The 24991-nt window shown below is 67.6% G+C and carries 22 protein-coding genes; 7 read left to right on the top strand and 15 right to left on the bottom strand.

Features of this window, described 5'->3' with window-relative positions; genetic code table 11:
* Positions 1-2: 2 nt before the first annotated feature.
* The 11 genes from ACP59X_RS03635 to ACP59X_RS03585 all read right to left on the bottom strand — a co-directional run bounded on the left by ACP59X_RS03635 (position 3) and on the right by ACP59X_RS03585 (position 11213).
* Positions 3-380, bottom strand: coding sequence for a response regulator (locus tag ACP59X_RS03635; RefSeq protein WP_428565156.1), 378 nt, complete (start codon positions 378-380; stop codon positions 3-5).
* Positions 377-2650 carry an ATP-binding protein gene (locus tag ACP59X_RS03630; protein WP_428565154.1) on the bottom strand — a complete coding sequence of 758 codons (2274 nt, stop codon included), beginning with the start codon at positions 2648-2650 and terminating at the stop codon, positions 377-379. The genes ACP59X_RS03635 and ACP59X_RS03630 overlap by 4 nt, the downstream gene beginning before the upstream one ends.
* Before the next feature lie 292 nt (positions 2651-2942).
* Positions 2943-4313, bottom strand: a complete 1371-nt coding sequence (gene melA, locus ACP59X_RS03625) for an alpha-galactosidase (protein WP_428565152.1) — start codon at positions 4311-4313, stop codon at positions 2943-2945.
* Between the two features lie 7 nt (positions 4314-4320).
* Positions 4321-5292, bottom strand: coding sequence for an ABC transporter permease (locus ACP59X_RS03620; RefSeq protein ID WP_428565150.1), 972 nt, complete (start codon positions 5290-5292; stop codon positions 4321-4323).
* Positions 5289-6071 (bottom strand): ATP-binding cassette domain-containing protein, encoded by a 783-nt coding sequence (locus ACP59X_RS03615; protein WP_428565147.1) that lies wholly within the window; start codon positions 6069-6071, stop codon positions 5289-5291. The genes ACP59X_RS03620 and ACP59X_RS03615 overlap by 4 nt, the downstream gene beginning before the upstream one ends.
* A 91-nt stretch (positions 6072-6162) precedes the next feature.
* Positions 6163-7161: a sugar ABC transporter substrate-binding protein gene (locus ACP59X_RS03610; RefSeq protein ID WP_428565145.1), complete on the bottom strand. Its 999-nt coding sequence runs from the start codon at positions 7159-7161 to the stop codon at positions 6163-6165.
* 190 nt (positions 7162-7351) lie between these two features.
* Entirely contained in the window at positions 7352-7831 is a 480-nt protein-coding gene (locus ACP59X_RS03605) for an HAD family hydrolase (RefSeq protein ID WP_428565143.1), read from the bottom strand.
* Between the two features lie 12 nt (positions 7832-7843).
* Positions 7844-8611, bottom strand: a complete 768-nt coding sequence (locus tag ACP59X_RS03600; RefSeq protein WP_428565141.1) for a phosphate ABC transporter ATP-binding protein — start codon at positions 8609-8611, stop codon at positions 7844-7846.
* Entirely contained in the window at positions 8608-9495 is an 888-nt protein-coding gene (locus ACP59X_RS03595) for a PstA family ABC transporter permease (RefSeq protein ID WP_428565139.1), read from the bottom strand. The genes ACP59X_RS03600 and ACP59X_RS03595 overlap by 4 nt, the downstream gene beginning before the upstream one ends.
* Positions 9492-10370: an ABC transporter permease subunit gene (locus ACP59X_RS03590; RefSeq protein WP_428565137.1), complete on the bottom strand. Its 879-nt coding sequence runs from the start codon at positions 10368-10370 to the stop codon at positions 9492-9494. The genes ACP59X_RS03595 and ACP59X_RS03590 overlap by 4 nt, the downstream gene beginning before the upstream one ends.
* 6 nt (positions 10371-10376) lie before the next feature.
* A complete protein-coding gene (locus ACP59X_RS03585) occupies positions 10377-11213 on the bottom strand; it encodes a phosphate ABC transporter substrate-binding protein (RefSeq protein WP_428565135.1) in 837 nt (278 codons plus the stop codon).
* 445 nt (positions 11214-11658) lie between these two features.
* On the opposite strand from ACP59X_RS03585, the gene ACP59X_RS03580 reads away from it, so the two are divergent.
* Positions 11659-12618 (top strand): helix-turn-helix transcriptional regulator, encoded by a 960-nt coding sequence (locus tag ACP59X_RS03580; RefSeq protein ID WP_428565133.1) that lies wholly within the window; start codon positions 11659-11661, stop codon positions 12616-12618.
* Between the two features lie 86 nt (positions 12619-12704).
* On the opposite strand, the gene ACP59X_RS03575 is transcribed toward ACP59X_RS03580, so the two are convergent.
* Positions 12705-13049, bottom strand: coding sequence for a hypothetical protein (locus ACP59X_RS03575; protein WP_428565131.1), 345 nt, complete (start codon positions 13047-13049; stop codon positions 12705-12707).
* A gap of 181 nt (positions 13050-13230) precedes the next feature.
* On the opposite strand from ACP59X_RS03575, the gene ACP59X_RS03570 reads away from it, so the two are divergent.
* Positions 13231-13563 carry a nuclear transport factor 2 family protein gene (locus ACP59X_RS03570; RefSeq protein WP_428565129.1) on the top strand — a complete coding sequence of 111 codons (333 nt, stop codon included), beginning with the start codon at positions 13231-13233 and terminating at the stop codon, positions 13561-13563.
* Positions 13564-13738: 175 nt separating this feature from the next.
* On the opposite strand, the gene ACP59X_RS03565 is transcribed toward ACP59X_RS03570, so the two are convergent.
* Positions 13739-14059, bottom strand: coding sequence for an AAA-type ATPase lid domain-containing protein (locus ACP59X_RS03565; RefSeq protein ID WP_428565127.1), 321 nt, complete (start codon positions 14057-14059; stop codon positions 13739-13741).
* Here ACP59X_RS03565 and ACP59X_RS03560 point away from each other — a divergent pair.
* From ACP59X_RS03560 to ACP59X_RS03540, 5 genes are all read left to right on the top strand, one after another.
* Positions 14058-14798 (top strand): diguanylate cyclase, encoded by a 741-nt coding sequence (locus ACP59X_RS03560; protein ID WP_428565125.1) that lies wholly within the window; start codon positions 14058-14060, stop codon positions 14796-14798. The genes ACP59X_RS03565 and ACP59X_RS03560 overlap by 2 nt on opposite strands.
* Positions 14799-14989: 191 nt before the next feature.
* Entirely contained in the window at positions 14990-16153 is a 1164-nt protein-coding gene (locus tag ACP59X_RS03555) for a saccharopine dehydrogenase family protein (RefSeq protein WP_428565123.1), read from the top strand.
* Positions 16154-16347: 194 nt separating this feature from the next.
* Positions 16348-17955, top strand: coding sequence for a carboxylesterase/lipase family protein (locus ACP59X_RS03550; RefSeq protein WP_428565121.1), 1608 nt, complete (start codon positions 16348-16350; stop codon positions 17953-17955).
* 70 nt (positions 17956-18025) lie between these two features.
* Positions 18026-19171, top strand: a complete 1146-nt coding sequence (locus ACP59X_RS03545) for an efflux RND transporter periplasmic adaptor subunit (protein ID WP_428565119.1) — start codon at positions 18026-18028, stop codon at positions 19169-19171.
* Between the two features lie 9 nt (positions 19172-19180).
* Complete coding sequence (locus tag ACP59X_RS03540) at positions 19181-22804, top strand: efflux RND transporter permease subunit (protein ID WP_428565117.1); 3624 nt, start codon at positions 19181-19183, stop codon at positions 22802-22804.
* 340 nt (positions 22805-23144) lie between these two features.
* Here ACP59X_RS03540 and ACP59X_RS03535 read toward each other — a convergent pair whose 3' ends face one another.
* Positions 23145-24425 carry a TRAP transporter large permease gene (locus ACP59X_RS03535; protein ID WP_428565115.1) on the bottom strand — a complete coding sequence of 427 codons (1281 nt, stop codon included), beginning with the start codon at positions 24423-24425 and terminating at the stop codon, positions 23145-23147.
* Position 24426: 1 nt separating this feature from the next.
* Positions 24427-24945, bottom strand: coding sequence for a TRAP transporter small permease (locus tag ACP59X_RS03530; protein WP_428565113.1), 519 nt, complete (start codon positions 24943-24945; stop codon positions 24427-24429).
* Positions 24946-24991 lie beyond the last annotated feature (46 nt).

The raw sequence follows: 24991 nt of genomic DNA, 5'->3' as shown, positions 1-24991 counted from the left end.
CTTTATTCCAGAAGCCGCTGGAGCCGGTCCACGAGCAGCCCCATGTCGGCGACGGGTTTGGTGAAGACGTCCCGGGGCGTCAGGCCGGCCCCGGCCAGTTCGGGGCCGGGGGCGAAATCCATGGAACCGGTGCAGATCAGCCATTTGACGGCCGGGTATTCGGGGTGGGCGGCCAGGATCATGGCGTCGCCGCTTTGGCCCGGCAGGCGGATGTCCACGATGGCCCCGTCGCAGGGCCGGCTGGCCAGGACCTCCAGGGCCTGCTCGGCGCTGGCCGCCGTGACCACGGCAAAGCCCTTGGCCTCCAGAAACACCTGCAGGCTGTCGCGGATGGTCTCCTCGTCGTCCACCACGAGAATGGTCGCGGGATGTCCGGTCATGCCCGCCCCCCTGTCGGCAGTTCGAGGATGAAGGTGGTGCCCTGCCCGGGCTCGGACTCCACCCGGATCGAGCCGCCGTGGTTGGTGGTGATGATGCAATAGGACACGGCCAGCCCCAGGCCCGTGCCTTCGCCGGGCTCCTTGGTGGTGAAAAAGGGTTCGAAGACCCGGGTGCGGACATGTTCTGCCATACCCGGGCCGTTGTCGATCACCTCGATGCGCACGCCAGCGCCCAGCCGCCGGGTGCGCACGGTGATGGCCGGCCTGCGCCCGGGGACGGGGCTGGCGGCCATGGCCTGGGCGGCGTTTTTGAGCAGGTTGAGCACGACCTGCTCGATTTCGGTCCTGGCGCAAAGGATCTCGGGCAGGCCGGGGGCGTAGTCCCGAACGATCTCGATGTGGCGGAAGTCGTACTTCTTTTTGAGGTCGTAATCCGTGGCGGCCAGGGCCAGGCTGTGTTCCAGGACGTCGTTGATGTCGGCCGGGGCCCGGCGCGAGTCGCTCTTGCGGGAAAATTCCAGCATGCTGGACACGATCTGGGCGGCCCGCTTGCCCGCGTCCCGGATGCCCTCCAGGAACTTCACGATACGCCGCCCCTCGATGTAGCACCGCACGGCCTCCATGGAACAGGCGCAGGCCTCGGCGGCCTGCCGGTTGGCCTCGATGGCCGGGTCGCACTGCATGAGGCAGACCTGGGCCGCCTGGAGAATGGAGCTCAAGGGGTTGTTGATCTCATGGGCCATGCCGGCGGCCAGCCCGCCGACCGAGGCCATCTTTTCCGACTGGATCATCATTTCGCGCAGGCGCTCCCGTTCCGTGACGTCGTCGAGGCGGATGACCGCACCGTTTATGCCATTGGCCACCAGGGGATAGATCTGGAGGTCGAGCAGATGCTCCACCCCGTCCACACGCAGCTTGGCATGCTCCACGCGCCGGACGTCGCGCTGGCGCAGGGCCCGCTGCAGTTCGCCCGCATGGGCCGACAGCAGCGGCAAGACGTCGGTCGGCGGGCGGCCCAGGGCTTGGTCCGGGGCCACGGCGCACAGGGCCTGGGCGCTGCCGTTGAAGTGGGTCACCAGGCCCTGCTCGTCCAGGGCGATGATGGCCGAGGGCATGGATTCCAGGATGTTGTTGAGCAGATGTCGTGTCTTGGCCAGTTCCTGGTCCCGTTGCCGCAGTTGGTCGGCCCGGGCCTGGAGGCCCTGGGCCATGTCGTTGAAGGTGCTGGCCAGCCGCCGGATCTCCAGGCTGCCCGAGGCGGCCGCGGCCCGGGCCGTCAGGTCCCCCCGGCCCAGGCGGTCCGATGCCGCCATGAGGCTGTCCAGGCCCGTCAGGACCGCCACCCGGCCCAGGTGCCGGGCAAACAGCAAGGTCAGGGCCACCAGCAGGAGCATCAGGCTCAGGGAGCGGGTGAAACGGTCGCGCGCTTCGCGGAAGGCGTCCAGCCAGTCCATGGAGACGACGATCGTGGCGAAGGGCGGCTCCGCCGGCCCCAGGCGCAGCCGGGCAAAGGCCACCAAAACGCGTTTTCCGTCCTGCGTGTGCTCGTCAAAGAGCCCTTCGTCCGCGCCGGCCCCGGCGATGCGCCGCCACAAGGCCGCCTCCAGGGGCTGGCCCAGGGCCAGGGCCGGATCGGGCGGATAGGCCAGCATGCGCAGGCCGTCGCGGTCGAACAGGCCCACCCGGGCCTGGGGGGGCAGATCCAACCGGTCGAGGAACTGGTGATAGAATTGCAGCTTGAAGGACTCGCCGATGATGCCCGCAAACCGACCGTCCCCGGTCACCACCGGCAGGGCGAAGACCAAAATGGGCAGGCCCGAGGACCGGCCGACGTTGAACACCCCGGCGCTGAATTCCCGCCTGGTGCTCGTCTCCTGGAAATAGAGGCGGTCGGCCAGGTCCTTGCCCAGAAAGTCCGGCAGGCCCGAGGCGATGACGCGACCGGCCGGGTCGGTGAGGAAGATGTTGGTCAGCTCGGGGTGATCGCCGAGCAGCGTGGTGAAATGGGTGTTGCAGGCCGTCCGGTCGCCGGATTCCACTTCCGGGAGATGCTCCAGGGCCGTAAGCAGCACCTTGGCCTCGCTGACGATGCCCCCTTGCATGGTCGACAGGCTGTGCAGGAGGGTCAGGGTGTTCTGTCTGGCGTCCCGCTCGGCCTCGAGGCGGCTTTCGTACATGGTGTAGGCGCCCAGGGCCATGGCCGGCAGGGCGACCAACAGGACGAGGAGGGTCAGGCTTTTGTGAATGGAACCGGAAAAAAAGGGTTGCATGGTCCACATCCTTCGTTTCCGCCCGAGGCTTGGCCAGAGCCGACCGGTACTGCGTCCTCCAACCCCCTTCCGATGCCGTGCGGCAGGGCGCGCGGGCCGGCCGCGTCCCCCGTGATTGAAAGAAAAAAACGATGAGGCTCCGATACGAGACTACCATACCGGGCCGGAAGTTGTCCATGTGACGGCGGTGTCGCGGCAAAAGGGCGCATCCGGGCGGGTTGCCGGGGCCTCCCCTGCCGGGAAGGGCCACGGCCAGGCCCCGGTGGTGCGGCGGCCCGTCAGGGCTTGCCCGTCAACGCGCCGCACCGGGCACGGCCAACCACGGTTCCAGCCAGCGGCTCTGGGCGGCGCGCAGGGCATCGAACATGTCGCGGATCTGGTCGAGGGTGCAGACGGCGGCGGTCACGGGGTCCAGGGAGAGGGCATGGAGGGCCGCTTCCGGGCGCTTTTCCAGGGCGGCCTCGACGACCAGCCCCTGGACGTTGACGTTTGTCTGGCAAAGCGCCGCGCATTGCCGGGGCAGGTTGCCCACGGCCACCGGGTGCAGCCCCGTGGTGTCGACATGGACGGGCACCTCGACCACGCAGTCGGCCGGGAGGTTGGGGATCAGGCCGTCATTGGGCACGTTGGCGTTGACCCGGGCCGCCTGGCCGCCGGCCAGGGCATCGAGGATACGCGGGGCGTTGAGGGCGTTGCGGCGCAGGTCCAACGGCTTTTGCCCGGCCAGTTGCGCCTCGATCTCCGCCTGCCCGTACGCATGAACCTGGCGTTCCAGGGCCAGGAGATTCCAGCGGCGCGGCAGGAAGCGGTCGATGGTTGCCGCATCCTTGCGGAAATAGGGAACGTAGTCCGTGAAATGCCAGTGGTTCTCCGTGGACCACAGGCCGAAGTGGCGCAGGATCTCGCAACGCACCCCATCGGCGGCATAGACCTCGGGCCTGTCCGGCAGTTTCCGTATTTCCGGGTACATGTCCAGGCCCTTGTGGCGCAGGGCCAGGATCCACGTCATGTGGTTGATGCCGCCAAACAGGTAGTCCACGTCCTCGGGCACCGCGGCGTCCATGAGCCTGGCCCAGGCCTGGGGCGTGTGGGGGTGCTCCACCCAGGGGCCGATCCCGAGGTACCCGGCGAGCTGGGCCACGGTATAGGTCACGCCGTAGCACAGGCCGATGGTCCGGATGGGCGAGGCCCGGCGCGCCGCCCAGGTCAGCATGGCCAGCGGGTTGGCCTTGTTGATGCAAAGGGCCCCGGGGCAGACGTCCTCCATGTCCCGCAGGACGGACAAAAGCGCGGGGATGTGGCGCAGCGCCCGGAAGATGCCCCCAGGGCCCAGGGTGTCCCCCACTTCCTGGCTCACCCCGTAGTGCCGGGGGATCTCCATATCCAGCCGCCAGGCCTCGAGCCCGCCGGCCTGGATCGTGCACAGCACGCAATCGGCGCCGGTGAGCGCTTCGCGCTGGTCCGTGGTGGCGCGCACCGTGGCCGCCAGGCCGTGGCTCTCGATCATGCGCCGCGCAAGGCGCAGGGGCCGCTCCAGGGCCGCGGCGTCGACATCCTCCAGCACCACCGTGCAGCCTTTCAGGGCGTCGCAGGAAAAGGCGGCGGCCAGGAACTGCCGGGTGAACATGACGCTTCCCGCGCCGATGATGACGATCTTTCGCATGGCGCACCTAGGTTCGTTTGTGTTTGAGGGCCAGGGCGTGGACGGAGACCGACACGAGGATGATCAGGCCGTACACGAGGCGGGTCCAGAAGCCGGCCAGCCCGGCGGCGATGATGCCGGCCTCGATGATGCCGATGATGATGGAGCCGACGACCGTGCCGTACAGCGTGCCCTTGCCGCCAAAAACGGACGTGCCGCCAATAAAGACCGAGGCGAAGACCAGCAGCATGTAGCCTTCGCCCTGGGTCGGCCACCAGTTGGCCATCTCCAGGCAGATGCATACGGAGACGAAGGCCGCAAGCATTCCCATGAAGATGAAAAGGAACAGGCGCGTCCGCTCGGTCCGGATGCCCATCATGCGCGCCGCCTGGAAATTGTCCCCGATAAAAAGCAGGGCGTCGCCGAAGACGTGGCGGTTGAGCACGAACCAAAACAGCACGGCCAGCCCCAGGCACCACAGGCTCTGGGCCGGGATTTCCCCGAAAAGGCGGCCGACGAGCAGGCCATGCAGGCCCGTCCCCCGGAGGTCGGCCAGGTTCACGGCCAGGCCGTCGGCGGCGACGATGGCCGCCCCGCGCCAGAAAAACTGGGCGCCGATGGTGGCGATGATGGAGGGGACCCCGATGCGGACCACCAGGAAGCCGTTGAGGGCGCCGGCGGCGGCCCCCATGGCCAGGGCCGCGGCCAACCCCAGGGCCGGGCTGGCCGTTTGCCTGGAAACCAGGGCGAAGGCCAGGCCGCTGACGGCCATGACCGAGGGAAACGACAGGTCCATCTCGCCCGCGACCACGCAAAAGGTCAGCCCCAGGGCCAGCAGCGTGGCAAAGGGAATCGTGGACAGGAAGGAAAGATAGATGCGCGCCCCCAGAAACGTCCCCGGCGCGAGGGCCATGAAGGCGGCCAAAAGCAGCACCAGCAGGGTAGTCACCCCGAGCTGCGGCGCAAAGGGGCGCAGGCGGCCCAGGCGCCCGCCCGTCACGCCGGGCTCCGGGAGCCGGCCGCATCCATGACGCGGCCCAGCAGCGTCTCCTCGTCGCAGCCGGCCTTGGCGAAACAGGCCGCGACCCGGCCGTGGTCCAGGATGACGAAGCGGTCGGCGGCCAGGTAGGCGTGGCGCATATTGTGGGAAATAAAGATGCAGGACCGCCCGGCCGCCCGGACCTGGCCCATGAAGTCGAGCACCTTGCGCGTCTCCGCAAGCGACAGGGCCGTGGTCGGTTCGTCGAGGACAAGGATGTCGGACCGGAAGTGCATGGCCCTGGCGATGGCCAGCCCCTGGCGCTCGCCCCCCGACAGGACGGCGACGGCGGCGGCCGCATCGAGGCCCCTGGCGCGAAGGCCCAGCCTGTGGCGCAGCAAGTCCATGGTGATGGCCTTTTCGCGCCGCACGTCGATGAAGCCGAGCCGATTGGCCAGGTGCCGCCCCACGAACACGTTGCGCCACAGGGGCTGCTGTTCGCCCAGGGAGCGTTCCTGGTGCACGGTTTCGATGCCCAGGCGCCGCGCCGTTTCCACGCAGTAGGAGCGGAAATGGACGCTCTCGCCCCGGATGCGCATTTCCCCGGCATCGGGTGCGTGGACCCCGGACAGGATCTTGACCAGGGTCGATTTCCCGGCCCCGTTGTCGCCCAGAAGCGCCAGCACCTCGCCGGGCCACAGTTGCAGCGAGACGTCGTGGAGGGCGCGGATGCCGCCAAAGGATTTGCCGATGCCCCGCAAGGCGAGGAGCGGCGCGGCATCGGGGGGATGTTCGGACACGGCGGCCTCTGTCGCTGGGGTTGCGCCGCCGAAACGGCAGGCCGTCGGCCCGGCGGCGCACGGGCCGCCGGGGCAACGGCGTATGGGGAAACTAGCGTAAGCCCTTTTGGGCCAGGGGCGCGATGAAGTCGATGTTGTCCTTGTGCACGAAGCCGGCCCCGGTTTCGATGACCAGGCCGGAGAACCCGTACTTCTTGGTCAGCACGATCTGCAGCACCGGCAGATAGCCCTGGAGGAAAGGCTGGCCGTCGCCGACGAGGCTGACGTAGCCGCTTTTAATGGCGGCGGCGGTGGCCGGCGAAAGGCTGAAGCCGCAGCCGAGGACCTTGCCCGGGGGCAGGTCGGCGGCGCGGAAAAAGTTCTCCAACTGGCCGGTGAGCGCGCCGTGGTCCATGAACACGGCCTTGGTGTCGGGGTTGGCGGCCAGGTAGGCGGTCAAAAGCGGCGCGCCAAGCGAGGCGTCCTTGTCGATTTCCGGCGTGATTTCCATGTAGCCGACGACCAGCCCGGCTTTTTCCAGGGTCTCGATGATGCCGACGGTGCTCAATCCCCGGGTCGGCTTGCTTTTGAGCCCCCACACCAGCACCTTGTCGCCCGCCTTGAGGCCGAACCGGCGCAAGGCCTCCGCGGCCAAGGCCATGCCCCGGGCCTTGTTGTCCACGCCCGAGTAGCCGAAGCCCTTGGACTGGTATTTTCCCGTCAGCTTGGGCAACTCGGTGTCCGTGGCCGTGACGACGATGCCCTTCTTGACGGCCTCGTCGATGAGCGGCGCGTAGGCGTCGTCGCCGGGATGGCCCATGACGACGATACCGTCCGGCTTGGAGGCCAGGGACTTCTTGAAATTCTCCAGCATGATCTGGGGGTCCCAGTCGGAATAGACGAACTTCACCGTACAGCCGAGGTCGGCGGCGGCCTGTTCCGCGCCGTGCTGCACCACGGTGGCGTACGGTTCGCCGACCGCGCCGCCGGCATCGAAGAGGATGTTCAGGCCCTGGCCGCTTGGTTCGAGTTTCTGGCCGGCCCAGGTCGCGGCGGGCAAGGCCAGGGCCAGAACACAGGCGGCCAGCAGCAAACGGAACCCATTTTTCATTTCTATCTCCTTCGCTCGCAGCAATAGGTTATTGTAATACATTATTATTGTTAATTTTTTTGATCTTGTCCATCCAAATTCCGCCGCTTTCCGCCGCTGCGGCCACTTTTCGCCCACGCATGACGACACAACCCATGGCCTGCTCGCCCGCAGTATCCGCGTCCCCTACAGTCGGCAGGCCGGGCTTGGCTTAAAGGCGCAACGTGGCGGCCAGGCGCTTTGGATAGCGCAACAGATCCAGGGCGGAGGCAATGTCGCGGCACACCACCCGCGAGGCCAGGACCGCCTGGACCGCTGCCCCTTCCGCGCCGACGATGGCAATGCCCAGGGCCGCCGCGGCCAGCATGAGGCGGTCGTTTTGCCCGTTGCCCACAGCGATGGCCGAGGATGCGCCAAGGCCTTGGACGTATTCCCGCTTGGCGACATCTTGGGCCGCCGGCCCCAGGACCGACACGACGCAGGGCAGGCCGTCGAGCTGCCGCCGCACCGTGCCCATGGTGTCGGCGGTCACCACATGGATCGCGAGGCCGTGCGGCGGGAGGGCGAGCTCCCGCAGGCGGTCGGCCACGCCCGCCACGAGCAGGCCGTCGGCGGCCAGGGTTCCGTTGTAGTCCAGTACCAGGTGCCGGGCCTCGATGGGGTCCTGGCCGGGAATCGCATACAGCGCCATGGCCGCCTCCGTTTAGGTGATGTCCTCGATGCAGGCCTTAAGGGCCTGCGGCTGCCGGAGTTCCTCCCGCCCAAGCTCCCGCACGATCGTCCCCTGGCGCAGCACCACGGCCCTGTCCGCCAGGCGCCGGGCCTGGGCCAGGCTGTGGGAGACCAGCACCAGCGTGCGGCGGGGGGCAAGGGACACCAGCAATTCCTCGATCCGGCCGGCGGCCACGTAATCCAGGGAAGCGGTCGGCTCGTCGAGCAGCAGGATGCCCGGCTCCAAGGCCAGGGCCCTGGCCAGGCACAGCCGTTGCTGCTGGCCGCCGGAAAGGCGCAGGGCGTTTTCGTCCAGGCGGTCCGCGACCTCGGCCCACAAATGGGCCTCGACCAGTGCCCGCTCCATGCGTTCCCGGGCCTTTTCGCGCGACAGCCCGGCCACGAGCCGCAGCGCCAGGGTCATGTTGCGCCGGATGCTGCCGGGCAGGACGTTGGGCGTCTGGAACACCATGCCCACCCGGGCGCGCAGGGCATCGCCGTCCATGGCCCCGGGGCCGTAGAGCTCCCGCCAGCCGCCGTCGAGGCGAAGCCGCGCCCGCCCCTCGGTGCGGCAGTGGGGAAAGCGCTCGTTGAGGCGGTTGAGCGCCCGCAGCAAGGTGGTCTTGCCCGAGCCCGAACGGCCCAGCACCACGGTGACCGCGCCGGCCGCGATGTCCAGGCGGACACCGTCGAGGACGACGCGCCGGCCGAACGCAACGCGCAAATCCGTGACCACCCCGGCCAACCCGTTTTCCGTCATGGGCAGTCCCGCCAGCGCCGCCGCAGGGTCGCATGGAGCAGATGGGCGCCGGCAAACAGGCTGCCGGTCAGGGCCAGGAGCACGATGGCCGCGCCGAAGCCCCGGTCCAGTTCCTGGGGCGTCTGGTACTGGGCCGCCAGGTAGTAGATGGTGAAGGGCAAGGCCTCGAACTTGCCCGTCAGCCCGGCCGGCGCGCCCGCGTTGGCGACGACGCCGGTCAGCAGGATCACGGCCGTGTCCTCGGCGGCCCGGCCCACGGCCAGGATCACCCCGGCCAGGATGGACCGCGCCGCCGCGGGCAACAAAATGTGGCGGATGGTGCGGCCGTGGCCAAGCCCCAGGCTCGGCCCGATCAGGCGCAGGGATTGCGGCAGGCTTTCCAGGCTTTTCTGGGTGGCGCTGACCAGGTAGGGCAAGACGAGCAGGGCCAGGCAGCCGGCGGCCAGCAGCAGGCAGGTGTTGGCCGCCGGCAGGATCGTGCGGCGCAGGAACAAAACGAGGGTGAAACCGAAAAGGCCCATGAGCACCGAGGGGATGCTGGCGAGCAGGTCCACGCAAAACGTCAGCCCGGCCTTGGTGCGCCCGGTGGCGTACTCGGCCAGGCAGACGCCGGCCGCGATGCCGACCGGCACGGCAAACAGGCAGGTCAGGCCCAACAGGCCAAGGGTCCCCAGGCAGGCCGGCCACAGCCCCTCCATGACCGCAACGCGCAGCCACATCGCCCGCCAGGGGTCGGCCTCGCCGAAAAGCAGCGACGGCCCGAGCGTCCCCAGCCCCCGGTACAGCAAAAAGCCGAACAGGCCGGCCAGGGCCACGGCAAGGCCACAGGCGCAAGCCCGGCAAAACCAGGGGAAAAGGGCGTAAACGCAGCGGGGCGGCGTCATGCCGGTTTCCGCAGCAAAAACTGCATGGCCAGGTTCACGGCCGTGGCTGTGCCCAGCAGCAGCAAACCGGCCGCGAACAGGGAGTTGTAGGCCCGCGAACCGCTCTCCGTGGACACGACCAGGGCGATGTGCGCGGTGAGCGTGCGGATGGAATCGAGCGGCGAGAGCGGCAGTTGGGGCGCGTTGCCAGCGAGCATGAGCGCAACGAGGGTGTCGCCCACGGCCCGGCTGAAGCCCAAAACGGCCGCGGCCGCCACGGCCCGGCGGGCCAGGGGCAGCACCACGTGGAGCAGGGTCCGGGCGGTGTCGAGCCCCAAGGCGGCGGCAACCAGTTCCGTGCGCTCCCAGGCCAGGCGCAGCGGCCCTTCCAGAAGCAGCACCACCGTCGGCAGCACGAGCAGGCTCAGGGTCAGCCCGGCCGTGAGCCAGCAAAACCCCGAGGAGTCGCGGAACGCGATCTGTACCAGGGGCGTGAGGGCAAAAACCGAAACGAAGCCGTAGACCACCGTGGGGATGCTGGTCATAAACCGGACAAGGCCCAGGGCCAGGCGGGCGGCCGTGGGCGCGCCCGATCCGCAGATAAAGCAGCAAAGCCCGATGCCAACCGGCAAGGCAATCAGCATGGCCGAGGCGGCCAGGGCCAAGGATGCCGCGGCCATGGCCAGGATGCCGAACGCGCCGTCCATGGGGCGCCAGGCAAGCGACAGCACCGAAGCCGCCTTGCCGGCAACGAATACCGGGGCGGCGAAATAGAGCAGGAAAGCGAAGACGGCGGCCACGGCCAGGGCGCACAGCCCGGTGGCCCCGTACAGGGCGGCCAGCCAGGCGGCCCGGCCCAGCCTGCCCTCGCCGCGACGGACGCCGTCTTCGCCCATGGCCGGCTACTGGAGCGGAATGTACCCGGCGGCCTGGCTCAGGACAGCGCCATCCGGGCCGAGGATGTAGGCGACGAAGGCCTCGGTCAGCCCGGCCGGCTTGCCCTTGGTGTTCATGTAGAGCTTGCGGGTCACGGGATAGGCGCCACTGGCGGCGTTTTCCTGGGTGGGGGCCACACCATCGAGCAGGGGCGCCTTGACGGTCTGATCGATATGCCCGATGCCGACATAGCCGATGCCGTCCTTGTCCTTGGCGATGGCCGTCTTCATGGCGCCGTTGGAGGCGACCACATTGGCCGAAGCGGCGATTTCCCCTTTGCCGAGCATCTTTTCCCAGAAGACTTCCCGGGTGCCGCTGGCCTCGTCACGCGTATAGAGATGGATCGGGGCATCGGCGCCGCCCACGTCCTTCCAGTTGCGCACCTTGCCGGCGAAGATGCCCCGGACCTGGGCCGTGGTCAGGGCGGCGACGGCATTGGCGGGATTGACGGCCACGGCCACGCCGTCGATGGCGAAGGGGAACGAGACCAGGCCGTATTTTGCCGTTTCGTCGGGGGTCAGGGCCCGGCCGGTGTTGCCGATGGCAACCAACCCCTCGCCGACCTGCTGCACGCCGACGCCCGAGCCGCCGCCGGCCACGGTGATGCGGATGTTGGGGTTGGCGGTCATGATCCGCTTGGCCGCTTCCTTCATCACCGGAATATGCGCCGTGCCGCCGGCGATATCCAGGTTGCCGGACAGGCCGGCAAACCTGTCCAGTTCGCCGGCCATGGCGACGGGGGCGGCCAGGAGCAGGCAGAGCAAGGCCGGCAGGAATGCCCGGGACACGATCAGGATGCGCATGCGGACCTCCGTGTGTTGGGACGAAATGGAATGTTACATTAGAGCAAGAATCGAGCGGCGATGGCAAATTCATAGTGCATATCGATAGGCGAACCTTCGATCGGAAAAGGCAATACGCTTCCCGTATGCCCGTCTTCGCCCCCCCCGGTACGCCGCGCCGCAACCCGGCCAGGTCATTCGCCCGGGGCTGGTCGCAGCGGCCGCGGGCGAGGCGTTATAGCGCGCCGGGGCCGCGGGTTTCCCCGGCGGCCAGGACCCGGCCGCGCTCCGCCCGCTGTGGCACGCCGCAGGGCAACCTGCCGGCCGAAAGGCGGCGGTTGGGCGAATGCCGCGGGAACGGGACGCATGCGACACCTGGCCGTTGCCCGGGATTGACCCCGACCCGGGCCGACGCCTAGTGTCGAAACCCTTGTGCCCACAACGAGCCGCGGATGCAGACCCAGCCATGCCCAGACTTGACCGCCTGCTCGGCCTGATCCTTTTTCTGCAATCGCGCCGGTTTGCCACGGCCGCCTCCATGGCTGCGCACTTCGGCCTGAGCCAGCGTACGATCTACAGGGATATGAAGGCGCTGGCCGAGGCCGGCGTGCCGGTGCTGGCCGAGGCCGGCGTCGGCTTCTCCCTCATGCGGGGCTATCTGCTGCCGCCGGTCAACTTCTCCGAGGAGGAAGCCTTCGCCCTGGCGACCGGCGCCATGCTGCTCGAGCGCACGGCGGCCTCGTCCCTGTCCGGCCAGGTGGCCACCGCCCTGCAGAAAATACGGGCCGTGCTGCCTGCGGCGCGCCGCGACGAACTGGCTCGTCTCATGCACGGCATGGGCAGTGCGGCCGCAACGCCGCCCCCGGCCCAGCAAGCGGACCTTGGCCTGATCCAGAAGGCCCTCGTCCGCTGCCGGGCCCTTCGCCTGCGCTACCAGGGCCACGGCAAAACGGACGCCGTGCAACGCGTGGTCGAACCCCTGGGGCTGCTCTACTACCTCGGCCGCTGGCACCTCATCGCCTGGTGCCGCCTGCGCCAGGCACTGCGCGATTTCCGCCTCGACCGCATGCACGAGCTGGAAATGCTCGGCGAACGTTTCGTGTTGCGCGGCGACTTCGACCCGGCGGCCTATGTCCGCGAGAACATGCCGCGTCCCGGCCTGCACGCCCTGGTGCGCTTCCATCCCGACGCCGCGGACCGCGCCAGGCGGGAGTGGTGGCTCGGCGTGGACGAGGGCCGGCCCCGGGCGCCAGGCGGCGACACGGTCCTGCGCCTGGCCACCGTGGACTGGGGGCCCCTCGCCGCCTGGCTGCTGGCCTTTGGCCCCCTGGCCACGGTGATCGAGCCGGCGGCACTGCGCGAGCGCATCGCCACCCTGGCCGAAGCCGCGGCCAGGCACCACCGGGGCGGGCCGACCACGACCTAGGGTCGCGTCCTCGAAAAAGTCATATACTTGTTGAAGCGCAACGAATGAGAATAGCTGTTTTTTCTTAAAAAATACGATCGTATTTCTTATGGGACGCCACACGAGCGCGTCAAGACGATCTTGCCGCCAAGGCGCCCTTCCCACATGGCCGCAAAGCCTTCCCGGGCCCGCTCCATGGGCAACACCCGCGCGATCTGCGGCGCCAGGCCATGGCGGGCGACGGCATCGTTGCCGAGGATCATGGGGAAGGGGATGGGCGTGTCCTGGCCGGTGATGCCGCGCAGGGTGAAGATGTCGTGGCGGTTGAGGCTCGCATGCGTGACGCGTACCCGCACCCACCCCTCGGGGATTTCCGGTTCCGGGCGCTGCCCCACCTCGAGCGCCCGGAGCGGCTCGGCTTCGTTTGGCTTCTCGCAATACACGGCGAACATGGCGATCTCCTTTGCATAGGGTTGACGGACGCCGGCCAGGGTGGCCCCCGCCCCTGACAGCCCTATGGCCACAGCCATGGCCCCGCCGCCCCTGCTGACACGGGGTTGTCAGGGGCCTGCCCGAGCATGGGGCCAGGGTCACAATGGGGTGCCCGACAACAGAACACACAAGGAAAACGTCATGCCCATCGCACTGCCCACCGCCATCGCCGGGTACTTCACGGCGGCCAACAGCCACGACGCCACGGCCATGCTGCCCTGCTTCGCCGAGGATGCCGTTGTCATCGATGAAAAACGGGAACGGCGCGGCCACGCGGCCATTGGCGCCTGGGAAAAAGAAACCTCCGAACAGTACCAGCCGCATGTGGAGCCCGTCTCCGTCCAACTCAGCGGGGAAGAGGCCGTGGTCATGGCCACGGTTTCCGGCAACTTCGCCGGCAGCCCTGTGCCCTTGCGTTTCGCCTTCCGGCTGACGGGGGGCCTGATCGGCCGGCTGGAGATCACCGCTCCGTAGGGCGGCAGCGCGAATCGACGCCATGGCGGCCTGCGTCCCCTCCCGTCGAGGGGCGCAAGGAAACGCAGCGGGTCCGCCGGCAAGGCGGACCCGCTGGTTCGTTGGCCCGGGCGAGGCCCTTTATTGCGGTTTTACAGCCTGGAATCGAACCGGCCTCACCTACCCTTTGCAACCCTCACCGATGCAACTTCGCCAAAAGGGTCTTGCGCCTGATGCCGAGCTGTTTGGCCGCCTCGGTCTTGTTGCCGCCCGTCACCTCGAGCGCGGCCAGGATGGCCTGGCGTGCGACCGTTTCCAGGGGCTGGATCGCCGCCGGCCCGGCCCGTACCTCCCCCGGGCCTGGCTGCGGGTGCTGCGGCGCGGGTGCCTGGGCGAGGCCACGCGGCAGTTCCCTTTGCGTGACGAAATCGCCGGGCATGAGCACGACCGCCCGCTCCACCGCGTTTTCGAGTTCCCGCACGTTGCCGGGCCAGCCGTACTTGAGGAGCAGGTCCATGGCCTGGGGCGTAAACCCCTTGGCCGCCTTCCGGTTGGCCTCGGCGATCCGGCGGGATGCCCTGGCCGGTATCCGCGACGTCGATGCGCACCCGGCCACGGGCGGCCTCGTGGGTGATCCGCACGGACAGGTCAGGCAACGGACCCAGGAACTGTCGCAGGCCAATAGCAAGCTGCGACGGCTCAGCGCGTCCGACGGCCTGACCGGCCTGGCCAACCGGCGCATGTTCGACGAGACTTTTCAAGGCGAATGGAACCGCGCCTTGCGCCACCGGCTGCCACTGGCCGTATTGTTGCTGGATGTGGATCAATTCAAGGCCTACAATGATCATTACGGCCATCTCGCCGGCGATGCGTGCCTCAAGCGGATCGCCCAGGCGTTGCAGGGGGCTGCCCAAGGCGCGGGGGAACTGGTGGCCCGTTACGGCGGCGAGGAGTTCGTGATCCTGCTTCCCGGCCTGCTGGGCCGCGAAGGCGCCATCGCAGACGCCGGCGTCGTTTCTCGCGCACGTCGCGCACGCAAAGTGCTCGACGTGCTGCCCGAGGCTCGCGTGGAAGATTCCGCTCACCGGCCGGATGGGACCGTCAGCTCCTCCGGCAATGCCGACGCGGCCCGGCTGCGCAAAGGCAACAGGGCGTATTACGGCCACAAGAACCAGGCCGCCACGGACTGTCGCGCCACAGGATTGGGACAGCATGCCCTGCTGGCGCTACTTGCCGGATGCCACAAGCCCTGCTAGGTGGTTGTAAAGCGCTGCATCCAACGCCGTTCGCCAGGACCGCCGGGAATGTGGTCCTGCCGCGCCGGCTTCCCACCGGCATTGCTTGTTGTTCCGCCTGCTCGTGCCTTGCCGGGACCGGACGCAGCCGCCCGGCCCGCCAGCCAACCCTGTGACGCCGTCGGGCATATCCCGCGCGGGGAGGATGCGACATGGGCAACAAGGTGCTGCTCCTCGGTGCCGGAGGCATGGGCGCTCTGGCCGCCAAAACCATCGCCGCCTTCGAGGAGGTCGGGACGCTCACCGTGGCGAGCCTCGAGCGGACCGACGCCGCCCGGGTGGCCTTGCAGTGCCGGGGCAAGGCCGAGGGCGTGGCCGTGGACGTCACGGACCACGAAGCGCTGGTGGCGCTCATGGGACGCTCGGACCTGGTACTCAACTGCGTGGGCCCGTTTTTCCGCTTCGGCCCTCCGGTGCTGCGCGCCGCCATCGAAGCCGGCACGGACTACCTCGACATCTGCGACGACCCGGCCCCGACCCGGGACATGCTGGACATGGACAACTCGGCCAGGGAAGCCGGGGTCACGGCCATAATCGGCATGGGCGCGAGCCCGGGCCTGAGCAACCTGCTTGGGGCGTGCGTCGTCTCCCGCCTGGACACGGTCGACCGGCTGGTGGCCGGCTGGAACATCGAGGAGAAGACCGAGGACACCCTGGAATTTTCCGCCGCCGTCATCCACTGGATGGAGCAGTGCTCGGGCACGATCCTGGAGTGCCGCGACGGCCGGCTCATCGACGGCGCGCCCCTGGCGGACCTCGACATCGACTACCCCGGCCGGGGGCGGCGCACCATCTACACCGTGGGCCATCCCGAGCCCGTCTCCTTCCACTACTCCTGGCCCCAGGTCCGCGAAACCCACTGCGGCATGGTCATGCCCTCGGCCTGGATCGGCCTGTTTCGCGACTACCGCAACGCCATCGACGCCGGCCGCATGACCCTGGAAGAAGCTGGACGGGACCTCGTCGGGAATGCCGCCAAGGCCGGCTGGATCGAGGCCTTGCTGACGGCCCTGTCGCGGCTGGTGGACGGCCCCCGGCTGCCACTTTTCTTCGTGCTCGGCGAGGGGCAACGCGACGGCGTCAAGCGCACCGTGGCCGCTTCGCTTGCGGCAACGCCCCCCGGTATGGCGGCCATGACCGGCGTACCGCTGGCCCTTGGCGGGATCATGCACCTGCGCGGGCTGACTCCGGGACCGGGCGTCATGGCCCCGGAGCGGGCCTTCGAACCCGAGCCCTTTTTCAAGCTCTTCGCGCCCTACTGCACCCTGCCCGGGCCGTGCGCGGCCTCGCAGCTGGTGGAGATGGCCGAGGAGTAGCCGGCAAGCCGGCTTATCGGGTCGCCTGGACAGGGCGTCGCATATCGTTCACCGACAAATAACATGCAACCGTCCTGATTCGACGACCCGTTCGAGGCAGGTATGGCCAACACGAAGGTTTCCCCTCGCGCGCCCTTGCTGTCCCCACTACCGTCGCGCCGTCGCCCGGCTCTCGCTTGGCACGGGAGCGCCGCATGACCTCGCGTCTTGTCCAGGCCTGTTTGCGGTTTCTGGGCCTTGGCCGGACGGCTGCGTCCGAAGCCGGCCTGCTGCGCCTGGACAGCGGGCCGATCCTCCAAAACGACGACGGCGTCTACAAGGGCATTCCCTATGCCGCGCCGCCCGTTGGCGAACGGCGCTTCCGTCCGCCCGCGCCTCCGTCTCCCTGGGCCAAGCCCCGCTGCTGCGACGATTTCGGTCCGGCCTGCCCACAGCCGGATGCGGACGAGGACACCAGCGAAGACTGCCTGGCACTCAACGTCTGGACACCGGCTCAACCCGCCGCCGAGGGCCTGCCGGTCATGGTCTTTTTCCACGGCGGGGCGTTCCTGAGCGGCTCGGGTTCGCTGCCGGTCTACGACGGGGCAACCCTGGCCAAGACAGGCGTGGTGGTCGTGACCTGCAACTACCGGCTCGGCGCGCTGGGGTTTCTGGCCCATCCGGCCCTTTCGGCCGAATCGCCCCGGGGCGTATCCGGCAACTACGGCCTCCTCGACCAGCAGGCCGCGCTCGCCTGGGTGTCGCGCAACATCGCCGTTTTCGGCGGCGACCCGGCCAACGTCACCATCTTCGGCCAGTCGGCCGGGGCCACCTCGGTGGTGCTGCACCTTTTCCGGCCTGAGGCGGCGGGACTTTTCGCCCGAGCCATCGCCCAAAGCCCGGTCGGACCGGGCGCGTTGCGACCGCTACGGGAACCGGTCCGGGACACGGTCGCGGCCGAGGCGGTGGGCGTGGAATTCACCCGCAGGCTCGGCATCGACCCGGCCGCTGACGACAAGACGATCCTGGCCGCCCTGCGCGCCGCGGACGTGGACGCGATCCTGGCCGCCTCGGCCCCGGACCCGGGCCTGGCCATGGAAGTGGCGGGACTGCTTTTCTGCCCCACCGTGGACGGCGTGGTGGTGCCGGCCCATCCCCTGGAACGGATCGGACGCGGGGCGCTGCCGGACAAGCCGCTTCTTCTCGGCACGACCACGGACGAGGGATCGCTCTTTGTACCGGGGCTTCTGCCGCCGGTGGAGACGCCCGGGGCCTATTCCCGGCTCGTGAAACGGCGTTTCGGCCCGGATGCGGACAAGGTCCTGGCCCTGGTTCCGGGCAGGGCCGAGGATTTGCGGACCGATCTGTCGCGGCTGATCACGGCGCGCTGGTTCACGGCTTTTTCGGTCTTTTTCGCCCAGGCCATGGCCGAGGCCGGCCGGCCGGTGTGGCTGTACCGCTTCACCGCGCCGCCGCCGGGCGGGGCGCTGGGCGTGCTCAAGGACGAATCGGGCGCGTCCGGGGTCACGGCCGCCCAGGCCGGCGTGCCCCACAGCGCCGACCTGTTTCCCCTGTTCGGCTTCACGCCCTGGTATCTGGGCTTTGACGACGCGGACCGGGACATCGCCCGCCGCATGCGGACCTACTGGACGGATTTCGCCAAACGCGGCGATCCGAATGGCTCGGGTTTGCCGGCCTGGCCGCGCTTGGCCAAGGACCGGCCACAGCTCCTTTGCATCGGACAGGAAACGGCCGCCCAGCCGCTGCCCGTGGAACCGCTCGCGCCGCTTGTCGCGGCATCCTGGCGCACCACCACGTACTGAGGGGCAACGCCGGCCTTCGTTTGGTTGTGACGAACCGCCCCCGACCAGGGGGGAAGGGGATGACGTGGTCATGAAACGCTCGCCTCATACGGAAAGGACCTTCCGCTCCCTGCTGCCGCTGTGCCTGTTGTTGCTCTTCGGCCTGCTGCCGGGCTGCAACGAGGAAAAAAAGCCGTTCGTCAAACCGCCCACCCCGGTCGAAATCGCCCTGATCGAGGCCGTGCCCGTGGGGGATTCCCTCACCTATTCGGCCAGCCTGATTCCGGACGAACGCCTGGACATGGCCTTCAAGGTCGGGGGCTACGTGAAAGACATCGCCACCGCCCCGGGGCCCGACGGCAAGCCGCATATCCTGCAAAAGGGCGACAAGGTGACCACGGGCATGGTGCTGGCGGCGCTGCGCGAGGACGACTCCCAGGCCACCCTTAAAAAGGCCACCGCCGCCCGGGAGGAGGAGCTGGCCTCCCTGCGCGAGGCCAGCATCAATTTCGAGCGCTACCAATCCCTGTACAACCAGCGGGTGGTGGCCAAGAGCGAACTCGACAAGGCCAAGGAAAAACTCGACTACTACCGGGCCACCGTGGACCGCACCACCCACCAGATCGAAGAGGCGGCCATCCAACTGCGCGACTGCGTGCTGCGCGCCCCCCTGGACGCCACCGTGCTCGCCCGCGCCATCGAGAAAGGAAGCCTCGTCAGTCCCGGCGCCCTGGCCTTCACCCTCGGCGACCTGTCCATGGTCAAGGCCGTCTTCGGCGTGCCGGATTACATACTGCGCCAGGTCAAGCTCGGCGATGCCGTGCCCGTGCGGGTCGAGGCCCTGGGGGGCGAGACGTTTCACGGCGTCGTCTCGGCCGTCTCGCCCTCGGCCGACCCCAAAAGCCGCGTCTTCGACGTGGAGGTCCGCATCGCCAATCCGGAGCTGCGCCTGCGCGACGGCATGATCGCCTCGGCCACCCTGGCCGGCGACGTCGCCTCCAAACTGGTCCTGCCCATCAGCGCCGTGGTGCGCGACCCGGGCGATCCTAACGGCTTCCTGGTCTACCTGCTGGAGGAAAAGGACGGCGCGGCCACGGCCAAGGCCAGCAAGGTGGCCATCGACGACGTGCTCGGCAACCGGGTGACCCTGGCTTCGGGGCCGCCTCCCGGCGCGCGCGTCATCACCACCGGAGCGACCCTGGTCCACGACGGCGCGCCCGTGCGCGTCATCAAATAGGGGGCGGGCATGAGCAACCACGCCCCCGACACAACGCGCATCGCCAAAACGCACAACCTCGCCCGCTACTGCGTCGAAAACCCGCACATCTCGGCCATACTGCTCCTGCTCGTGCTGGTGTGGGGCTATTTCGGGCTCATGGCCATGCCCCAGCGCAAGGATCCCTACCTGGCCGTGCGCGTGGCCATGGTCCTTTGCCCCTGGCCAGGCATCGAGGCCGAACGGGTGGAACAGCAGGTCACGCGCCGGCTCGAACAGACCATCGCCGGCAACACCCACGTCAAACGCCTCCTGTCCACCTCCCGCACCGGGCTTTCGGTCATCACCGTGGAGCTGACCGAGGACATCGAGGAGACGGGCGAGGTCTTCGACGACATCGACCTGCGCCTGCGCGGCATCCTGGACCTGCCCGAGGGCGCGGGCCCGGTGGTCTTCATGAAGGACTTCGGCGACACGGCGGCCCTGATGCTGACCGTGGCCTCGCCGCCGGTGTCCGAGGTCGAGGTGGACCTGCGCGCCCGGGAGACGGCCCGGGTGCTCACGGAAATGCGCAAGCGCGCCGCCGCCACGGGGGAAACGGGCGACCGCCTGGCCCTGGCCGTGGTCTTCTCCCACAACGCCAGCCCCGCTTTCGTGCGGCGCCAGACCGACCTTCTGGCCGAATACCTGAGCGCCAAGGGCCTGCTGTCCGATGTGCTGACCACGATCGCGCCGAACCTGGTGGTCATCGACGGCCGCGCCCTGGTTGCGGCCGAAACGCTGCGGCAAGGGGTCTTTGATTTTGCCGAGACCCACGAACATGTCTCGGAAATAAGCCCGGACATCTGGGACCCGGCCGTCATCCGCGAACCTTCCGACGCCAGGGCCGCCCTGACCGCCGTGGCCGGGTCCAAGTACGGCTACCGCCAGCTCGAGGCCTACACCGACAAGATCGCCCGCCGGCTGCTGGGCGTGCCCATCGTGTCCAAGGTCACGCGCTGGGGCGTGCAACAGGAAACGGTCTTCCTTGACTACTCCCAGCGGCGGCTTGCCGCTTACGGCGTCGACCCCTGGCGCATCAAGGATGCCCTTGCCGCGCGCAACGCCTCCACCTCGGGCGGCGCCATCGAGTTTTCCGGCCAGAACATCGTCATCGACCCCTCCGGCCGCTACACCAGCGAAGCGCAGATCGGCCGCACCATGATCGCCGCCTCGGGCTCCGGAACCGGGGCCTATCTCCAGGACATCACGGACATGGAGCGCGCCTACCGCAGCCCGCCGGAAAACCTCAATTATTACGTGTACAAGGACAAGGAAGGCAAATGGCAGCGGGCCCTTGGCATCACGCTGGCCGTGAACATGCGCCAGGGCAAGCAGATCAGCGAATTCTCCGAAAAAGTCGACGCGGCCCTGGCCGAGGTGGCGGCCAACCTGCCCGAGGACCTGATCATGGCCCGCACCTCGGACCAGCCCAGGCAGGTCGAGGAGAACGTGGAACTCTTCCTGGAAGCCCTTGGCGACGCGGTCTGGCTGGTGGTCCTGGTGTCCCTTGTCGGCTTTTGGGAATGGCGCTCGGCCCTGCTCATGGCCCTGTCCATCCCCATCACCCTGGCCATGACCTTCGGCATGATGCACCTGGTGCATCTGGATTTGCAGCAGGTGTCCATCGCCTCGCTGATCCTGGCCCTGGGGCTTCTCGTGGACGACCCGGTGGTGGCCAACGACGCCATCAAGCGGGACCTGGCGCTCGGGCATCCACCGGGAATAGCCGCCTGGCTCGGCCCCACCAAGCTGGCCCGGGCCATCCTCTACGCTACCATCACCAATTGCATCGCCTACCTCCCCTTCCTGCTGCTCAAGGGGGACACCGGCCGCTACCTCTACACCATGCCCGTGGTCATCACCGCGTCGCTTCTAGCCTCGCGGCTGGCCTCCATGAGCTTCATCCCCTTCCTGGGCCGTTATCTGCTGCGGCCCTCGGCCAAGCCCCAGCCCACGGAACAGGAGCGCCGCACCAAGGGGTTTTCCGGTTTCTACTACCGCCTGGGCGGCTTTCTCATCGACCACCGCTACTGGGTGCTCCTTCTTTCCCTGCTGCCCGTGGCCGGCGGCTTCTACCTGCAAACGCAGCTCAAGCCCCAGTTTTTCCCCAATGACCTGTCCTACCTCTTCTATGTCGACGTCTGGCTGCCCGAGGACGCCTCCATCAAGTCCACGGATTATACCGCCCAGCAGGTCGAGGGGATCATCAAGGAAACCATCGGCGACTACGAGAAGGCCCATCCCGGCAAGGACGGCAAGCCGCCCACGGTGCTGCGCCAGGTAACCTCGTTCGTCGGCGGCGGCGGGCCCAGGTTCTGGTTCTCCGTCTCCCCGGAGCAGTCCCAGCCCAACTACGCCCAGGTGCTGATCGAAGTGACGGACAAGTGGCTCACACCCAAGCTCCAGGAACCGCTCCAGACGGCGCTGACCTCGCGCATCCCCGGGGCGCGCATCGACGTGCGCCAGCTCGAAAGCGGCGAACCGGTGGGCGTGCCGGTGCAGATACGGCTCGCCGGCGAGAACATGACGGAACTGCGGGCCCAGGCCGAAAAGCTCAAAACCCTGCTGCGCGCCCTGCCGGAAAGCTACCGCGTGCGCGACGATTGGGGCTCGGACATCCTGCGGGCCAAGCTCAAAGTCAATCCCGACAGGGCCAACCTGGCCGGCGTGACCAACGAGGACGTGGCCCGCTCGTCCATGGCGGCCATCAACGGCCTGGAGGCCACCACCATGACCGAGGGCAGGCTCTCCATCCCGGTGGTCGTCCGGTTGCGGGCCGAGGAACGGGCGGGCGTCAACGACATCGCCAACCTCTACGTCTACTCCCGGGCCAACCCGGAAAAGCACGTGCCGCTCGGACAGGTGGCGCGCCTGGACTTCGACGCGGCCACGGAGAAAATCGCCCGCCGCGACCAGTTCCGCACCATCGTGGTCTCCTGCTTCCCCACCCCCGGCCATTTGCCCTCGGAGGTGATCGCGGCGGCCATGCCCGGCATCGGGCAGTTTGAAAAGGAGCTGCCGCCCGGCATCCGGCTGGAGATCGGCGGCGAGCACGAAAAACAGGTCAGCGGCTTCAACGACCTGCTCGTGGTCCTGGCCGTATCCGTGGCCGGCATCTACCTGGCGCTTGTTTTCCAGTTCAAAAACGCCATCAAGCCGCTGATCGTGTTCTCGGCCATTCCCTACGGCGCGGCCGGGGCCATCGCGGCCCTGTACATCATGGGCGCGCCCTTCGGCTTCATGGCTTTTCTGGGCATCATCAGCCTGGTCGGGGTCATCGTCAGCCACGTCATCGTGCTGTTCGATTTCATCGAGGAGAAACTGGAGGAAGGCGAGGATTTGCGCACGGCGCTCCTGGACGCCGGCATCCTGCGCCTGCGGCCGGTCATGATTACGGTCGGGGCCACGGTCATCGCGCTTTTCCCGCTGGCCGCCTCGGGCGGGCCGTTGTGGGAACCGCTGTGCTACGCCCAGATCGGCGGCCTGACCGTGGCCACGTTCATCACGTTGCTCATGGTCCCGGTCATCTATTCCATCGCGGCCTTCGACCTCAAGATCATCCCCCGCGCCGCCCTACCGGCCCCGGGAGAGGAGGCGTCCGAGACCCAATAACCGTGCCCCGGGCTTATGACGTCGATCAGGACGCCGTCAGCGAGGGCCTGCGCGCGGGTGTCGCTGAAAATGATCGGCCAGTCGTCCAGGGCAAGTTCTCCCTCGGGGCAAGTTCGCGGTTACCCGGAGAACTTCGGGTCGTCCCTGGTGACCTTCAGGTCGTTGAAGCGGCCGCGTATGTTCCGTTCTTCTTTGTTGATCGCATTTCGAACATTGCCCCGACCAACAATGGCACCTCCGCCTGGTCGGTCTCAAGGCAAAGATACCATCAGCCCTGCCCTAAGCTACTGCTCACTCAGATGACGTGAAGCCATATCTCCTCCACCTCCTCCTGAATGGGCTAATTGAACAAGGAGGGGATGAACAGCGATACCGCCGGGACATAGGTCGCCAGTAGGACCACCATCACGTTCGCAGCGAGAAACGGCAGGATGGCCTTGCTGACCGACTCCATGGGCGAGCCTGCGATGACGGACGCGGCAAAGAGGCAGCAACCCACCGGAGGCGTGGCCAGACCGGTGATCAGGTTGAGGCTCATGAACATCCCTGCCTGCAGGGGATCGATGTGCATCATCTCGAACAGGGGCATGAACACAGGCGTTACGATCATGATGGCCGGGATGGCGTCCATGAACATGCCAAGCACGAAGAGCATACAGTTGATCGCAAGCAGGATCACCCACTTGGAAGCGGTGCTGTGCATCAACATCTCCGCGAAGACCTTGGGCGCCTGTTCGTTGGACAAGGCCCAGCCGAACAGGGCGGCGGCGGCGATGATGATGGAGACGCTGCCGGTTTCCACCGCCGAATCCTTGATGACGACCAAGAGCCGCGTGAGGGACAGCGACCTGTAGACGAAGACGGCGATGATCGCCGCATAAAAGGCGGCGACCACGGCGGCCTCGGTGGGGCTGACGATGCCGAACAGGATGCCGCCGAGAACGACGAGGGGGAGCATCAGGGCCAGCGACGCCTCCCGGATGATGACCACCGCCTCCTTGCGGGAGATCCTCTCCGTCCTCTGGGGCAGGTCATGCTTGATGCCGTGGATCTTGACCACGACCATCTGCAGGATGCCGATCAGCACTCCCGGGATGACGCCGCCCAGGAACATGTCCCGGATGGAGACCTGGGCGATGGAGCCGAATATGATGAAGACCAGGCTCGGGGGAATGACCGGCCCCATGGTCGACGCGGCGGCGGTGACCGCGGCGCTGAACTGTCGAGAATATCCCTTGTTGACCATGGAAGGAATGAGAATGGAACCGATGGCCGTGGTCTCCGAGATGGCCGTGCCGGTGATGCCGCCGAAGAACATGCTGGCCACGATGTTGACGTAGGCAAGGTTGCCTTTGACCCTGCCGACGAGCAGGTCCGCGACACGTATCAGTCGGTCGCTGATGCCCGCCTCGGCCATGATTCGTCCGGCCAGGACAAAAAACGGAATGGCCAGCAGGACGAAGGAGTCGAAGGTGCGCAGCAAACGGACGATGACCACGTTCAGGGGCAGGTCCACGCCCAGGTAATAGACCAGGGTCGAGGCCAGCAGGGCGAAGGGGATGGGTATCCTGATGGCCATCAGGATGAAGAAGCAGATGATCATTAAGATGATATACAGCATATCAGAATCCCCTGCGGTATTTCAGCGCGATAATTAATTGGAGCAGGTACAAAATGATGACCAGGGCGGAAAGGGGAACGGCCAGATAAACGGCCCCGAGGGGCACGCCGGTCAGAATGGGCGGATGCACGGCCCAGGTGGTGGCAACGTGCTTGAAGCCCACGACCGTCAGGACGAGGCAGAGAAACAGCATCACGGCGTAGTGGATGACGTCGAAGCGGATCCGGGTTTTTCCGGAAACGCGTTCGTACAGGACCTCGATCTGGGCATGGCTTCCCTCGATGTAGGAAATGGCGGTCCCGAACAGGACGATGTGGATGTAGGCGTAACGCCCGAGTAGGTCGGCCCAGGGCAAGGAATGGTTGAAGAAGTATCGGAGGACGATGTTCATCCCCAGCATGAGCCCTAGGGCGATCAGTAAAAGCATGATGTAGGTGCGGGTCATTTTCCTTATCACCTGAACCGTCCGCTCCAGCATGCCGCCGGTTCCGCTTGCATGGGTATGAATGCTTTCCATCATGCGCTTCCCTTCGTGTTCCCCGGGGGTGTTCTGCCTAAATTTTACA

It is taken from the genome of Solidesulfovibrio sp. DCME (assembly GCF_049995385.1).
GTDB lineage: Bacteria > Desulfobacterota > Desulfovibrionia > Desulfovibrionales > Desulfovibrionaceae > Solidesulfovibrio.
The sequence above is the reverse complement of the archived record's forward strand: the minus strand, read 5'-3'. Positions and strand labels throughout refer to the sequence as shown.